Origin of the sequence: Ruminococcus sp. D54t1_190329_F1, from assembly GCF_015551645.1 — a bacterium.
In the GTDB taxonomy this organism is placed as follows: Bacteria; Bacillota; Clostridia; order Lachnospirales; family Lachnospiraceae; genus Blautia_A; species Blautia_A faecis.
Genome location: NZ_JADNDC010000032.1, coordinates 36518 through 52436 on the forward strand (window position 1 = coordinate 36518; position 15919 = coordinate 52436).

14 protein-coding genes are annotated in these 15919 nt (G+C 33.6%); all 14 read left to right on the plus strand.

The genetic code is table 11. From position 1 onward, the window contains the following. Positions 1-178: 178 nt before the first annotated feature. The 14 genes from I2D69_RS14555 (at position 179) to I2D69_RS21175 (ending at position 15859) form a co-directional block, all read left to right on the plus strand. Positions 179-1159: an Abi family protein gene (locus tag I2D69_RS14555; protein ID WP_173718822.1), complete on the plus strand. Its 981-nt coding sequence runs from the start codon at positions 179-181 to the stop codon at positions 1157-1159. Positions 1160-1665: 506 nt separating this feature from the next. Beyond that, entirely contained in the window at positions 1666-2679 is a 1014-nt protein-coding gene (locus I2D69_RS14560; protein WP_173718823.1) for a hypothetical protein, read from the plus strand. 257 nt (positions 2680-2936) lie between these two features. Then, complete coding sequence (locus I2D69_RS14565; protein ID WP_173718824.1) at positions 2937-5672, plus strand: hypothetical protein; 2736 nt, start codon at positions 2937-2939, stop codon at positions 5670-5672. Further along, positions 5672-8221, plus strand: a complete 2550-nt coding sequence (locus tag I2D69_RS14570) for a hypothetical protein (RefSeq protein WP_173718825.1) — start codon at positions 5672-5674, stop codon at positions 8219-8221. Before I2D69_RS14565 ends, I2D69_RS14570 begins: the two co-directional genes overlap by 1 nt. 200 nt (positions 8222-8421) lie before the next feature. After that, on the plus strand, positions 8422-9297 hold the full coding sequence (locus tag I2D69_RS14575) for a hypothetical protein (protein ID WP_173718826.1): 876 nt from the start codon (positions 8422-8424) through the stop codon (positions 9295-9297). A gap of 139 nt (positions 9298-9436) precedes the next feature. Next, positions 9437-9739 carry a hypothetical protein gene (locus I2D69_RS14580; RefSeq protein WP_173718827.1) on the plus strand — a complete coding sequence of 101 codons (303 nt, stop codon included), beginning with the start codon at positions 9437-9439 and terminating at the stop codon, positions 9737-9739. Between the two features lie 595 nt (positions 9740-10334). After that, positions 10335-11657, plus strand: coding sequence for a diadenylate cyclase (locus tag I2D69_RS14585; protein ID WP_173718828.1), 1323 nt, complete (start codon positions 10335-10337; stop codon positions 11655-11657). Between the two features lie 103 nt (positions 11658-11760). Next, positions 11761-11952, plus strand: coding sequence for a hypothetical protein (locus I2D69_RS14590; protein ID WP_227199183.1), 192 nt, complete (start codon positions 11761-11763; stop codon positions 11950-11952). Between the two features lie 182 nt (positions 11953-12134). Beyond that, positions 12135-12869 (plus strand): hypothetical protein, encoded by a 735-nt coding sequence (locus I2D69_RS14595; RefSeq protein ID WP_173718829.1) that lies wholly within the window; start codon positions 12135-12137, stop codon positions 12867-12869. A gap of 178 nt (positions 12870-13047) precedes the next feature. Next, positions 13048-13491, plus strand: coding sequence for a hypothetical protein (locus I2D69_RS14600; RefSeq protein ID WP_173718830.1), 444 nt, complete (start codon positions 13048-13050; stop codon positions 13489-13491). 1 nt (position 13492) lies between these two features. After that, a complete protein-coding gene (locus I2D69_RS14605; protein ID WP_173718831.1) occupies positions 13493-14176 on the plus strand; it encodes a hypothetical protein in 684 nt (227 codons plus the stop codon). An 11-nt stretch (positions 14177-14187) separates the two neighbouring features. Continuing rightward, complete coding sequence (locus tag I2D69_RS14610) at positions 14188-14583, plus strand: protein-export chaperone SecB (protein WP_173718832.1); 396 nt, start codon at positions 14188-14190, stop codon at positions 14581-14583. Between the two features lie 319 nt (positions 14584-14902). Further along, positions 14903-15298 carry an AAA family ATPase gene (locus tag I2D69_RS21170; RefSeq protein WP_331464915.1) on the plus strand — a complete coding sequence of 132 codons (396 nt, stop codon included), beginning with the start codon at positions 14903-14905 and terminating at the stop codon, positions 15296-15298. A gap of 105 nt (positions 15299-15403) precedes the next feature. Next, on the plus strand, positions 15404-15859 hold the full coding sequence (locus tag I2D69_RS21175) for an AAA family ATPase (protein ID WP_331464914.1): 456 nt from the start codon (positions 15404-15406) through the stop codon (positions 15857-15859). Positions 15860-15919: the final 60 nt, after the last annotated feature.

Here is a 15919-nt window from a genome sequence, read left to right on the forward strand (position 1 = left end):
ACTCGGTAGGGTATCGAGGCTGACAGCCAGCATAAAATCGCCACTGATTATAAAATATACTCCAGTGCCCGATGGAACTGGAGTTTTTCTATATTCACCAAAATAGAATAATATTATGCTTTAGCAGATCTTAAGAAAAAGAGCACTCGAACAAAAGAGTTGGAAAGAACGATTTAAGATGAGTAATAAAATAAATAAACCAATGATGACTTCAGAGTCGCTTGTTGCAAAAATGAGGGATGAAAAGGGAATTACATTTAAGTATGTTACTGAAGAGAAAGCAGAAGCATACCTGACGGATATTAACAACTATCTTCGTACGGCTGCGTATCGACAGAATTATTCTAAATATACCCGTGGTGTTAATACGGGAAAGTACATAAACCTTGATTTTACATATTTACAAGAGATGTCAACAGTTGATATGCATTTTCGATTTCTTATCAATAGAATGTGTCTGGATATAGAACAAGCCTTGAAAGTAAAACTGGTAAAAGATGTTTCAAATGATGCAAATGCAGACGCTTATAAAATAGTTGAAAATTTTTTATTAGGGAATTCCTACATAGTAAAGAGCTTGGAATCAAGAATTATGTCTCCGTTTACGGGTGATTTAATACAGAAATACTTTGATGTACAAAGGGTGTATAATCCGAGTAAGGGGTGGCATGAACACATAATTCAAGGCTATGATGATTGTCCAATATGGGTTTTGTGCGAAGTTCTAACGTTTGAAGAATTTTTGCGGCTTTATGATTTCTATTATGGAAATACAGCAGCGGTTTCTGGTGCGATTCTTGGATTAGTAAGATGTCTGAGGAATGGATCAGCACATAACAATTGTTTACTGGCAAATTTATCGCACGGTACATCAAAACCTCCGCGTGAGATTAAAGATTATGTTAAAAAGATGGGATCTATAACAACATCTCAAAGACAGAAGAAGCTTTCCTGTAGACCTATGCTTGAGTTTGTTGCATTGGTTTATACATACGAATTAGTTGTGACACCAAAAGTAAAACTTCATAGAAGTGAAGAATTGTATAATTTGTTCTTTAAAAGAATGGTAGAGAAAAAGGGCTTTTTTAAAGACAATGATCTGATAAAAACAAATTATGAGTTTGCAGGAAAAGTAATACGTGAGTCATTGTGCAAGTGAAAATAATTCTCTTGAAAACTTTGCACAGGGGTTGACTTTCAAGGGAAAATCGCATATAATAAGAGCAACATCAAAAACTGATTACAGTTTTTGCACGGGGCGACGTTACGACGGCGTCCTAGTTTTTTTATACAGAAAGTTTTTTATCACAGAGATGTAATTTCCGATGATAAAACGTCTGCCCACTGGCGCACTGTGTAGAATCCCTATATGGTACGCTGGTGGGCTTCTTTTTTGTTTCTATCCACATGAACTACAGACAGCACCTAGGAGTGAGCCGAAGTGTAGCTGTGGCTTAGGAGAAAACATTGTGGAAACCATGAACCCGGAATTTGTAGAATTCCTTGGAGATGCGTATCGAAGCCTGAAATATACAAATCATTTAGAAAAGCCTTGAAATAAAACTGGAATCGAGTATCCTTAAAATTAGAAAAAATGATATTTACAGTTATATTACAGAGAATACGAAAGCTGTTCAGCTTCAGGCGAGTAAATTGCTAGGCGAATTGAGCCAGAAGTATCCGGCAGAATCTACGGAGAATGCAAATGCGGAAGAAAAAACTGTTTCAAGGGAAGAGTTAGTTAAGAATGTAAATAAAGCTCAGGATGCATATGATATAGCAGAGGAAGAATACAATGCATCAAAAACATTAGTGGAAAGCTATAAAGCTGAAATGGATTCTTATGCTGCTTCAAGAAATGGTACAACTTGGCACGATAGACAAGACGCATGGCAAAAAAAGTACGATGAGGCAAGAGGGGATTGGGAGACAGAGAAAGGTAATTTAGGGGGAAAACAGAAAAATTATGAAAACGCAAAGAATGCTTTAACTGAAGCTCAGAGTGTGTTAGAGAATTATAAGGATCCTCAGGAAAAAATAATTGCGGAATTTCTTTTAGAAATGTTGAATGTTAATCCAGATCCAACTATATTAGAGTCATATATTGAAGAACTTAATAACAGAATCACTGAGTTGAAAACGAATACAGATATTATCGGAAATTATAGTGAATTAGTAGCAGATACCCAGGTATTAACTGTACTTGTGAAGAATTATGTGTTTTGGGTGAAAGAAACATCGGAGAATGATTCTGAAATTAATACAATGCTGGGAGAACTTGGAAAGGAAATTCAGATTCCAGACCCTGACTCACAAACATTTAATGAGCAATATGCGTCATGGGAAGAAACTTGGCAGAATAGGATAAATTGTCTGGAAAACTTAATTCAGGAATTACCCCAATTTTTTGAAAGCCAAAAAAAGGAATTAAAAAATACGGTGATTAACACTGAACTCCTATCGGAATATAATGCAAATGAAAAAATGAGTATACTGGATGAACTAAGGAGAAGTAAAGTTTCGGATATTAATGTTATTGAAAAGGTTTGTTCTTTGTTATTCGGTAAATATCGTGGAATCGCATGGTTTTCTCTGGGACTGGCTGTATTTTTTGATATATCTTCATTGCTGGCTGGACTTTTTATTTATGGACTTTCAAAGAAAAAGGCTAAGAATTAGAGAAGTAGAAATGCAGAAAACATTTGAATTCGGTAACACAGAGGAAGGCTTCGAGACGATTGCCAAGATATTCTTTGAGCAATTGACTCAAGAGCTGGAGAAAGCGTATAATGATCACATAAAATAACGCTGTACAGAATGCTGAGAGCGAACTATGAGAAAGATGATGTTGTTCAGTTAGGATAAGTACGAAGGGAGAAAAGAGCTAAAGGATAAGGCACTTAAAATACAAAAAGTCAAAGGAGAAAATAGAAGCTATGAAAAATGAAAAAATATTAACTATAATTAAAGGACAGGAATTTAAATTAAGCCTCAAAGACAAGATTGAAATAAACGACATTTTTTATGATCAATATCTGGAAGCTGCAGCCATGCTGGAGAATATCGTGGCAAATGAGGAACGCGATAAACAGCCAGATTGGAAGAAAGCGGAGACGGAGAATAATATTATTGCTTTTTGCGGAGAACGTGGCGAGGGTAAAAGCAGCGCAATGTTTACTTTTATTAATGCAGTAGTTAACGAGAAAGAGCAAAAAGAATCTACTATATTTGCGCAGTGCGAGAATGTCAAAAATACTGTTTTTTCAGAACCTATTGTTATTGATCCTTCTGCTTTTGATAATGTACATAATGTTTTAGATATTATTATCGCTTCGCTTTATCGGAAATTTTCTGATAAATACGATGTTTCACCTGAAAGATTTGCTAATTATAGAAGGGAAGAGTTATTAAACGAATTTCAAAAGGTATATAAGGATATTTCTTTGCTTAACGATCCTGTTAAAATGCTGGAAGAGGAATATGATTACGAGGGAAGCATAGAAAAGATATCAAAGATGGGGGAAAGTCTGCGGTTAAGACGTGACTTGAGTAATTTGGTGAAGTTATATCTGGATTATATGATGACGGAAGATTCTCGTAACCAATATACTTCAAAAAAACTTTTGATTGCAATCGATGATCTGGACATGTGCAATGCCAATGCGTATAAAATGGCTGAACAGATACGTAAGTATTTAATTATTCCAGATATTGTCATAGTGATGGCACTTAAAGTGGAACAATTGCAGCTTTGTGTTCAGGAAGAGAACTTCAAAAATTATAGTAATGTTTTGAAAAACCAGGGAAAAATTGCAGGTGCAGTGATAGATGTGGAAGATATGGCAGAGCGCTATATTGCCAAACTGATTCCGAAGTCCAGAAGGATTTATTTGCCAAATGTTAGATATATAGAAAATGCGAAAATTGTTTATCAAAAAAATGAAGAGGAAATTATTTATGCGGATAAGATAACCAATTCATTGAATGCTTCTTTATTGGATTTGATATACATGAAAACTGGAATGCGTTTTTTATTAAACGACGAAAAAATGAATTGGCTACAGCCAGATAATTTACGGGATACTGTGAATTTAATTAGTCTTCTTGGAGATATGAAAGTTCCAGAAAATGACAGTGAATATCTTGATAACATTGAGAAATTTACGGAGTACTTTGAGAAAGAATGGATTCCGCAGAATTGTGAGTTGGTAAATTATAAAGAGGTACAGAATTTAATTAGAGTTCCATATTTACAGTTGAACTCAGAAGTCTGGTATTTTTTGAATGAAAATTATAAAAAGTCTGATAAAAAATACGTTCTTCCACCGGCAAGTTTTCAGATGGAAAGAACAAATTGTTTTTTCTGGATTTTAAACTGGTTTACTACATATAAGAATAGTATGTTTGATAAAAAAGATAATAAATTTGCTTATATGTTTGAAATTTTGTATACACTTAGATTAAATAATTTGCAGAGAAGTAGATGTTATGAGGAATTGGGAGAATTTATAGGTGGATATATATGGGGGCCATCATTTGATGATATAATTCCGAATGCAGCTGGCGACAATCCAATGGTAAGATCTAGATTCTTTTTTTCGACAATGAGTGTATATAATCTTTTTTCGGAAAAAGTTGGCAATGCGTTTAATATAACTAATGAATTATTAGATCCTAACAAAGACTATATATCTAAGCTGTCCGAAAATGATAAGGAAAAAGAATATAAAATTTTTAACTGGGTAATGTTGGGGCTTTTTTCTAATATCTGTAAAGAGATTACTGATAATATCGAAAATCCTCCGATGGTTAGATATATATATAACTCAAATATAATTTTTTCTAATTATAGATTAAATAATCCATTGCAAATATGTTTAGAAAATTATATTATTGGGATTTGCAGTTTGGAAAGTTTGTATAAGAAGTTAAATATAGAAATATTAGGAATTAGTAAGGAAGATTTTCAAAAAGTTATCAGAAGAATTGAAAATGATAACTCTAATAAAATTCATGCTTTCAGAACAATTTTTTCAAACATAGACTTAATAATGCGATTTCATGAATATTGTTGGAAAAATAGACAGTCTAAAGAATCAGGTAATAAAGATGAACGTGGGAAGACAAGAGCTGTAGTGGACCGATTTTTTAGAAATATAGAGCGGTTTTATAGAGAATATATTGATAAGAATTTTGAGGAAAAGCTGAATAACCTAATATTGAGAGATTCGGATGGAGAAGAGGCTGTAATCAATATTAGCGAATTATATGCAGATCTCTTACAGAGAAGTATAGAAGAATCTGTATCATTTGAGGAAAAGCAGAAACAAGACAAAGTGAAAGAAATGATGGATTCTTTGGATTTTGATGTTCAGCCAGACGAACCATTGCAAAGTGTATCTACCTATTTGAAAAATAAATCTGCTGAAAATGTTCTAAAAAATGTTAAAAATATAATTCATAATATGAAGCGCTATCAAGTAAGGCATAAAGATGAAAAAGTGGAAGGAGATAATGCAGGGTTCATAATAATGCGGGAGTATGCAATTGATTATTACCAAAGGGTTGCTGAATTTTGGGTAGAAAATCCTAAATTAGATATACCAGAGGAAATGAGTAAGGAATATAAAGATATAGCAAAAGATTGCAGTAAGTACAACGAGGAAAAATAATGGACATAGAACGTGGAAATATAGAAATTGTATTTCAGAAAATTCCATATATGTATGTAATAAAAAGCCAGCAGGAGATGGTGGATTACTGCTCCTATAGCAAAATGGAAAAGGATATTTACATGCGTTATTCGTCAGATGTGTTTTCCTACGCAACAGATGACGAGCGTAGTAACAATTATTCATTTATGTGTAGTCAAATGAAACTCCAGACCAATCTGTGGAAAAACGATGTAAGTGAAGATATTGGAGTGTTTCAACTGGTGTTTTCTGTGGCTGATAAAATGCTGCGCCTGGACGGAAATGAGATTAAATGCAAGTTCGATCAATTGCTGCGCTGGCGGGAAATTACATTACTGATGGGGCAGGACTTTTTCACATGCGCATATCTGGCATATGATGACTGGAAAAAAGGATATAATACCCAATATTTTGCCTGGCTTCCGATTATTAGAAGTGACAACAGCCGATTACATAATATTTTGGACCAGGGAGTAGCTGAAAATCATTTTCACTTGAATGGTTCCACAAAAATTTTTGAACTAAACTGGTTATGCCTGATGAATTATATTTCAGGCAGAAATGCTGAGTTTAAGAAAATAACCAGAACAATGCAGATACAGCGAAACGACAGCTTTGACAAAAGAGGGGGAAAAGAGGATTTTTATACAGAATGTCTGAGAGCTGCTTTATACAGGGTATATTTATTTTTCCTGATAAAAGAAAATTCCCACATGTTTGAAATCGCTGAAGCATTGATTAGAAAAGTTGAAAAAGGAATATCGTTACGGGAAATAACAAGTGATATTCAGAACCTGATCGCTATGGCTGGAAATCTTTATGGAGCGAAAATTAATGGTGTGGTTTTAGACTATGCTCTTGAAAATGAGATGATGAAGTACAACGACAATGTGTGTCGGCTATTGGCTGGGGAACGTAAATTTTTATACTGTTGTTATAGAAGTGTTTTAACAGGAAAATTTGACAGATTTCAAAAAAATATATTCTATGCGTACTTAATTATGCGCACAGATTTCAGAGGTGAATTGATCCAGAGCAATAAAAAGATTGGATTTGGTAATTTTTCAGATTATCAGGACCGAAAAGAGTTTTTTATTGACGGACATAAGCCATATGAAGACGAATTAGTGCGATTAGCGCTGAATGAATCTTTAACGAAGAAAAATATGATTTCATTGGAGGCGAGAATTTGTCCAAAAAATACTTCTGCCAAGTTGATTAAAAATCTGAAAAAATATGAGTGCATTGTAAAGTCAGAATCAGTAAATGATGGATATGATAAGCTAATTTATGTTTTGCATTTTCCTAAAATGTTTGATGATTCATTTAAGGATGGAGTACCGAGAAATAACAATGTACGCAAAATGGCAGCACGCCAGGCCAGAAGTATAGTGGCAATGTTAGACAAAAATGGAGAGATTAATCAACATATCAAGGGAATTGATGCATGCGCCAGCGAAATTGCATGTCGCCCGGAAGCATTTGGGCAGGTATACCGCTATTTGACAGCAAAAAGAGTGAAGGTCGAAAATGCTTCTCGTTTTTATAACTGTGAGGATGTACAAAATCTTCAGATGACCTATCATGTTGGTGAGGATTTCTTTGATATTACAGATGGCTTACGGGCGATTGATGAGGTTTTGCTGTTTTGCAATTATCGAAGAGGCAGCAGGTTAGGTCATGCATTGGCTCTTGGAATATCTCCTGAAAAATACTATGCAATGAAGGGATATAAAGTTGTTCTTTCAAAACAAATTCTTTTGGACGATATTGTCTGGCTGTATTGCAGGTCTGGTGAATTAGGCTGTTCGTTAGACGAAAAATTAAAAACGAATTTGATTGAGAAATATACATCATTGTATAAGGAAATTTATGAGAACAACGTTGGAAATGGTCCCTGTCCATCCATACATGAATACTATCAAAGCTGGAAATTGAGGGGAGATAATCCTCAGTGCTATAGATTAGAAGAAAAGGAATTTAATGCAGCTTTGGAAAAAATGGAATTGATCTATTTCGACAGATTTCGTTTCAACCCGCGAGTGGATAATGACCTCAGAAGAAATAAGCGATATAGGGATTTGTACTATTACTATCATTTTAATAAAAAGGTTCGGGAAAAAGGCAATGAAATAACCGAATTTAAGGTTACGAAAGAGTATATTAAATTAGTCCGTACCATGCAGGATAAAATGATCGCTGAACTTGCCTGCAAGGGAATTGGCATTGAAACAAATCCCTCTTCGAATTATTTAATTGGAACAATAAAGAAATACGAAGAGCATCCGATTTTAAGGTTTAATTCACGAAAGCTAAAAGATACGAACACTGGTGAAAATCTCTGTGTATCAATAAACACCGACGACCAGGGGGTATTTGACACTCTGTTGGAAAATGAATATGCCTTGATGACTCTGGCATTAAAGAAAGCAACAGATGACGATATGAATGCTTTGTATGATATTGAGGATATTTATGAGTGGATTGATTATGTGAGAAAAATGGGAATCAATCAGGTGTTCTCGTAGTGGTAATACAATTTGATAATTTTCGAAAAGAGATGTCTGGAAAATGGAGGGCATCTCTTTTTGATAAAAGTGTTTCAGATATTTTGGAACCTACGCTATTTTTGTGAGTTTTGTTATTTTTCACCGTATATATTTATAGATAAGTATTTGTTTTGGGGGAATAGTGGAGAAAATGAAAGAACAAAGAGGAGAATGGATAAATGAAAAAGAACAATAGTCTTTTAGCTGCATTATCCGCGCTCAAAGTAGTAACCCAAACTCTTTTTAAAAAGATGCCGGTTCTGTTTTTAGTTGTAGTTTATTTGGTTGATTTAGGTATTCGCGGTTATTTGGCTGCTGGATTTTCAACTACATACTTGTTGGGAATGTTAATCCTTACACTATCCATCGGAATATATGTTAGCACCAGGAGTTTTTCAGAAACAACGCTTAGCTTTGTACTGGGGATGTTAACTATTTATTCTATTGATTGGAAAAAAGAAAATATTTCTTTGTTTATAATTTTGTATTTGGCGTATATTGTTGTAACGTTTTGTATTTCATCTGTTAGGTTAGCTGCAAAACAGGAAAGCATTTTAACACAGGCTGCCTGCAAATTAGATATAAGTAACTATAAAGCGGTTTATAATCGGTTAAAAGTTATTTCCGAAAAATCTACAAAATACAGTCAATTATCCATACTGGGAAAAAGTGAAATTATTCGTTACTTAGCGTTCCGTCAGGTTAATATTGATGAATATGAAGATGCAATCAATATAATAGAGTTAATTAAAAGTGTATGTCAGGCAGAAATAACGCCCTGCTGTGAGATATATTATGGCTTCTATACTTACTGCCGTAATCAATCTCCAACATCTTCGGGCATCGCAAAAAAAGTGGAGAGAATGTTCGATAAGGTAACCACACTTACTATTTCTTATTCGGAATTCTTTGAAATTTTCGCACAAACTAAGCGCATATTAGTTGAGGAAAAGCTGACGTTTGATAAGTATTTGCTTGAAATCAGTTTGATGTCATTAAAAGGATATAGTAGCACAGATATAAGTGAAATAATGAGAGAAAATTATCTGAAATGAATAATGTGCCTAAAAGAATAGGAGCTTCCTGTATACTTTAAAGAGTAAAAGGAATTGACTAAAAAGAATACCTCAAGTAAATTTAGATTATTACTGACCGGCCAGTTAGTAAAAATCTAAAGTACAAGAGGTATCTGAAATGAATGTTAAAACAAATAAGACAAAAAAGCAAGCAAATGTAGAAAATCAGGCAGTTAATCTTTTATCAAAAGAAGAACTCTGCAAGCGGATTGAAGATGTTGAAAAAGAATTAAAATCGTATACCTGGAGAGAACTGGAAACAAACGGTAAATTTGCAAAAAATGATAAACTTTCCTTTATCAAGGATGACATGCTTATAGTTGGATGCGATATAGGCAGTGAAACTCATTATATAAGAGCAATCGACATCCGAGGAAGGGAATTAAGCAGAAAAAAGACTATGATCCGCAAAAAATGTTAAAGGACATCAAACGGCCAAAAGCTGCATTAGCCGCAAAAGCAGCATAAAGAGCAAAAACAGTGAATACTTCCAGAACTCTGTCGAGTCTGTGATAATCCGAATTGGAGACTGGACAGGGTTCTGGAACAGAAACCCGTAAACGATGAGGTCTGAAACGGACCACATCAGCCAAAAGACTAACAGGAATCTGTAATGGTATAGCGTCCACTGAGTAAATCAGTACCATAATAGATGAATGCAGGTCAGTAACAATCGAACAGAAAAAAACAAGAGCTGTAGCCGGCATCGGTGTTTACCATGGGGCATGGACCCTGTTTAGGAGCTTGGCTGGCACTCAGTGTATGGTAGATGGGACGAAGGAAGTTGGGACATGATCCCTTTAGGCACGGAAGGTTCATCATCATAGTTGATCAGAGGGAAAATAGCCTTTATAAAGCAAACAAAAGGGATGCTTTTAAAACTATATCCATTTATCAGCTATTCGGTACATGATACTACGATATCCATCACTCCCGGCTCTGTTTTTGAGGTAAATAAAAATCGTCAAAGCCTATAAAATCAATAAATTTAGGCTTGACAGAATAGGAAGAAAAACATGGAGTATATATACGGAAATGCTGATAAGTATAAAACTCGTATAATGGAAGAATATGCGAGGGCTTTTTATAGGGAAATGCAATTTATAGATCCTATATCCAAAAGTATAAAAGGTTTTTTTCGGATTCTTAGATGCTGCGATGATAAGGTAATATGTTATCGGCATATAGATGAAAGCTTAAAAGAAGACTTAGAAAATATGAATAACGGTTGTTCAAAAATGACCCTGGGAAAAAATTGGTTTATTTCTGCGATAAAGCATGATAAATTTGAAAATAGTTATACGTTTGCTCTGTATAATGGCAGTGCAGAAATTATGACGATGAAGGAATACATTTGTTATCAAGTGAATTACTTTTTTGAAAGTCTTCTGGGGTTAGCAGAAAAAAAGAATGGCGATGTTGAAATTTCTATAAGGAATATGATATATGAAAATGCAATTGCGTTTGTGGATAGAAAAATTAATAACACTATAAATATGGCAATGGGCCCGCGCGTAATGTTGGCTGAAAATATTTCGAAAATATCTTATTTGCATTATGAAGGGAATAAAGTAAATAAGAAATATATAGTTTGGGGGATAAAAAAAGAAGATTGTGATATAATTTTTTCAAATGATATTATGTTTAACGATGAAACTAAACTAAACCATGATAAGCAGATAAGAAAGTTATTAGAGATTACATATAAAGATAAAAATAACGGGCTTTATCTTGGATGTTGTGGAAATAAAGTAGAAGGGTATATATCATCAGAAAATCTTAAAGGAGAATTGTATCTAGTAGAATTTAATGGCACTGGTAAATGGTCTTTTGGCTTCCAAGGAAGTGAAAAAAATAAAATAATTTTTGAGGATAAAAAAGTTAAACTTTTTAAAGATGACGATAAAGTAACTTTCTATTTGGCTTATAAAAAAATATTTGAAGAAGATACAAATATAGACTATGTATGGAAGATTGTAGAAAGTGCAAGAAGGCAGAAACATGGAACGATGTTGCTCTTTACAGAAAATGCATTGAGTGAATCAGAAAGATTACGTGAGGCGGGATATCAAGTTTCTGTGAAGGAAATGGTGAGTGCTAGAAGTATTGAAGCACTTGGAGAAATAGACGGAGCAATGTTGCTGGATCAGTATGGAAGGTTTTATATGATAGGAGTAATATTGGACGGAACGATGCCACCTAAAGGAGTAGACAAAGGACGTGGTGCGAGATATAACTCAGCTGTCAAATATTCTTACAGTCATAAAGAAGAAAAACATTTACTTATTATAATTTCGGAGGATGGTTATTTTGATATGATAAACTATAATTATATATGATGTCTCTTGGAGGGGCGTGAAATTTATTTATGTAGGTGAATGATACATGATTAAGAGAAAGTTTATTTAGCCAACGAATGAAGAAATCAGAGAAAGAGAAAAAATGTATAAAGAAGCTGCTTCGCTTGGAATTGATCTTATGGGATACGATGACTCTGATCATTCATCTACGGAGAGACAAGATAGAAGAAAAGCGGTTGTATTACTTGGAACTGGAAAAACTGTGCCAAAAGAGTTAAAAGAACGCTTGATAAATGATACACTGAAACACAACAGACAGAAAAATAAAAGGTGAATTTTCTAAAATTTAGATAATCAAAGCGGACTGTTCCTTAAAGTCCCTTTTCTTGTATGTTATGAATTTTTTATGGAACGTTAGAAAACTGGTGGATTTAAATTTTAGTATATTTTAGAGGTTGAAGATCGAGTTGGGGGAGCGTTGATAGGCGTTTATAGAAAGAAGTGGAAGGAATTCGTATGGATATTTTAGGAGAATTAAAAAATACATTAACTTTTATTGCAACCCATATTAAATCGGAATATGTAGCACTTTTCTCTGTAATGGTTACAATTATTATTTATATTTTTAATAGAAAAGCGGAGCTAAAGTATAAGAAATATGAAAGTCGTCGATTAGAATATGCAAAATTGATTTCATTGCTCAGAATTGCATTTACCAGTCAAGAAAAATTGCAACTGAATAATGAGGGGAAAATAGATAAAGATTTACAGCTACAGTTTTATGATGCTGGATCTTCATTGATGTTATATGCTTCAAAGAAATTGTACAAAGAATATATTTTCTTTAGAGAGTTTTCAAATAGTGAATATATAAAGTCAAGTAAATATTATGATCCCCAAATGATAATTTATATTGTAGCAAATATACTTAGACAAATACGAAAAGAGGTAGGTTTATCAGCGCTTAATCAGATTTCAGCAAATGAAGCACTAGGATTTTGGGTAAATGGTGTTGCAATGAATCCGAAGCAAAAGAATATAGCGCATCAAATGAATTATAAAATAATTATGCTTAAAATTGATTTGTTTTTTATGAATCGTATTCATGGTGTATTTATCAATTGGTGTTTTTATAAACTTATAAAACCAGTTGGAGGAATTATTTATTGTATTTTTAAGTATATTTTGGGAGGCACTGTAATAATATTGAAAAATTTATTAAACAAGCAAAAGGAAATCAAAAAAAGTTAAGATAAATTAGAAGAATATTAAAAGGTTGTGCTAAGCAGAAGAATAGGCTAAATAATGAAATGTTTTCGAAATAAATCGACATTGACACTCTAAACTATGTCTGCTATATTGCAATTATATGAATGTATTTGTAATTGTATTTTAGAAATAAAATATGTTAGTAAAGGGAAATGATAAAATGAGGATTGAGAAAGAATTGTGTCAGAAGTTTCCTACTGTTTTAAAAGATAAATTATTGAAGAATGAAATTGAATTTCCAGAGACTACTAAATTTGAATATGAAGATTTATACACATATAGAGCTGTAGAAAGAAATTGGGATGATAATCGACCTGTTTCACTGGAAGATTTTAAATCTTATTTTGAATTAGGAAAGAAACCCAAGAGACCAAGAGGCGTGGGTGGGGATATTACGAAGGATCCACACTATTATGGTGTTTCCAGTTTCCTGGATAGAAGAATAGTTGAACAGAAAATGAAATTTCCTAATCCCAAAAAGAAGTTAGCAGCAGGATATGTTTATAGCGCGGGTGGACCGCAGGATACAAGGGAAGAACATGTATGTTGGTGGCTTTATACTGGTGCTGATGTTAGTGGATTTAAGTTGATTGAGGAGCATTAAAATGAAAAAGGAATTATGTTTTGTTATTGATTCTGTAAAGGTATACTTAGAACAAGTTCTGGTAGATTATATAGATGTACCTATTTTTTTCTTATGCAAGGGAAATGAGCAGTATTATTTAGCTTTATGTATAGATATAGACGAACTGGAATATATTGTAGTGAAGCCATCTTTGCTAGAGGTATATTATCTGTTGCATGGTAAAACTCCTATGAGAGATGTGCTATTAAAACAAAAGGAATATTGGAATATAATATCTGGCGAAGAGATAGTTTCAGATGTAGTAACGAGGAGAAGTATTGATTCGCTGGACATTGCATTGTTGCCAGAAGAAAATGCGTGTTTTCAAATTCTAACAAAGCAAATGAGAGAATTTGTTCAAAAATTTGATAGTGAGTTTTTTGCAAATAAATATTTTGATGAAAAGAATGAAAAAGTTGATATTAATGAAATTCTCGTAGGTTTTTCTTTAGAAAACTTGATTAGAAATATAGATCAATTTACGGAGTTGGTGGATTATAAAATGCAAAAGACTATACAAATTAATTTACCTTCATATGATGAAAAATTGAATTATATAAAAGAAGCGGAACGTATGAATAGTAGCCAAATTACCAAAAGTGAAATGGCGGATGTATTTGAATTAAGTGAACAGCAGGTAAATGATATAGCAACTGCTGCATAAAGGATGATAAAATGAAAAATATAGAAAGTGTTTTAAAGTTAAATAAGATAGTTTTTGATAAAATTGAGTTTAATAGATTAGGATTTAAAAATGATAAAGAACTTGAATTTGAAATCCAATCTAACATATCACAAAGATCAGAAACGGAAATTTATAAGGTGACTTTGGTTCTAAAGGGAAAAAAACCAGAAGAATATACTTTGGAGATTAGTTTGTCTGGATTTTTTAGCGTAGAATCAGAAAATGAGTTAACAGATGCGTTGAAAAATTCACTTGTTGTAAAAAATAGTGTAGCGATTATGATGCCCTATTTAAGAAGCCAGGTTTCATTAGTGACTGCGCAGCCGGAAGTAGAATGTGTTGTGCTGCCTGCTTTTAACATTAATAAGATGTTGGATAATGAGTAAGTTTTTGATTTTTTTGGATAATCAAAGTTCTTGAGGGGTTGCCAAACTTATTGAGTAAGTGCTTAAATTTGGGGTAGCTTTACCGCGTCTGTTTTAGAACTCATAATGATAGTAAATGGATTTTTACTACACTCCGCTTGATAGGAGATAGAAATTTACTGGTACTGGAAAAGACCTGACCTTATGAATCAATATAAACAAAACTTAGTGAATTCATAAACACGCATAAAATTATTGAGACCAAAAAGTTTTCATGGTATCATTATTAATAGAAAATAATGATACTGTGAAAACTTTTTTATATAGGAGCGTATGCGAGATGGGAAGATTTGTGAATCCGGACAACAGTGCTTTTCAGGTTGCATTGAATTCCAGAATTTATGTGGATAAAACTGGTATGATCGAATATATGAATCACGTTCTGGATACTACAGATGCGTATATTTGCAACAGTCGCCCCAGGAGATTTGGGAAATCCTATGCGGCGAATATGCTTGCAGCATATTACAGTAAGGGCGCAGATTCTGAGCAGATGTTTTCCGGTCTCTCAATCGGGAAAACACAGAAAAAGTATCTTAACAAATATGATGTAATTCACATTGATGTTCAGTGGTTTCTGGCAAATTGTGAAGATAAGAACAAAGTGGTACAGTTTATTACAAAAAGCGTACTGGATGAACTGCGTGAAATTTATCCAGAGTGTTTGATTCTCTAAGACGGTTCTTTGTCCGATGCTCTTTCAAGAGTTAAGAATCAAACAGGACAGAAATTTGTCATTATTATTGATGAATGGGATGTTTTGATTCGTATAGCATAAACAATGAGCATTGGGGTCAGACCCCATAAAGCGGTTAAATATATTCAACTTGCATATCTTACTGGCATTCTTCCAATTAAAAAGGAAAAAACTCAGTCGGCATTAAATAATTTTGATGAGTTTACAATGCTGAGCGCAAGCAATCTGGCTCCGTATATTGGTTTTACAGAAGCTGAAGTGAAAAAGCTGTCAGAAAAATATCAGCAGGACTTTGCTGAAGTGAAGCGATGGTACGATGGCTATCTTCTGAAGGATTACCAGGTTTATAATCCCAGAGCCGTTGTCAGCGTAATGCTAAGGGGGGAATTCAGGAGTTACTGGTCAGAAACAGCATCCTATGATGTGATTGTGCCTTTGATTAACATGAACTATGATGGGCTGAAAACAGCTGTTATTGAGATGCTTTCCGGAGCCGAAGTCAAGGTGAATGTGGCAGCTTTTCTGTTGATTTATACTTAAAACTGACCCAGTTTTAACGAGGAAAATTGACCCACCTACAGCAGTGGCAATGAGTAAGTA

Coding starts and splice junctions, on each gene's coding strand:
- I2D69_RS14555 (WP_173718822.1), top strand. CDS start 179: ATGAGTAATAAAATAAATAAACCAATGATGACTTCAGAGTCGCTTGTT.
- I2D69_RS14565 (WP_173718824.1), top strand. CDS start 2,937: ATGAAAAATGAAAAAATATTAACTATAATTAAAGGACAGGAATTTAAA.
- I2D69_RS14570 (WP_173718825.1), top strand. CDS start 5,672: ATGGACATAGAACGTGGAAATATAGAAATTGTATTTCAGAAAATTCCA.
- I2D69_RS14575 (WP_173718826.1), top strand. CDS start 8,422: ATGAAAAAGAACAATAGTCTTTTAGCTGCATTATCCGCGCTCAAAGTA.
- I2D69_RS14580 (WP_173718827.1), top strand. CDS start 9,437: ATGAATGTTAAAACAAATAAGACAAAAAAGCAAGCAAATGTAGAAAAT.
- I2D69_RS14585 (WP_173718828.1), top strand. CDS start 10,335: ATGGAGTATATATACGGAAATGCTGATAAGTATAAAACTCGTATAATG.
- I2D69_RS14590 (WP_227199183.1), top strand. CDS start 11,761: ATGTATAAAGAAGCTGCTTCGCTTGGAATTGATCTTATGGGATACGAT.
- I2D69_RS14595 (WP_173718829.1), top strand. CDS start 12,135: ATGGATATTTTAGGAGAATTAAAAAATACATTAACTTTTATTGCAACC.
- I2D69_RS14600 (WP_173718830.1), top strand. CDS start 13,048: ATGAGGATTGAGAAAGAATTGTGTCAGAAGTTTCCTACTGTTTTAAAA.
- I2D69_RS14605 (WP_173718831.1), top strand. CDS start 13,493: ATGAAAAAGGAATTATGTTTTGTTATTGATTCTGTAAAGGTATACTTA.
- I2D69_RS14610 (WP_173718832.1), top strand. CDS start 14,188: ATGAAAAATATAGAAAGTGTTTTAAAGTTAAATAAGATAGTTTTTGAT.
- I2D69_RS21170 (WP_331464915.1), top strand. CDS start 14,903: ATGGGAAGATTTGTGAATCCGGACAACAGTGCTTTTCAGGTTGCATTG.
- I2D69_RS21175 (WP_331464914.1), top strand. CDS start 15,404: ATGAGCATTGGGGTCAGACCCCATAAAGCGGTTAAATATATTCAACTT.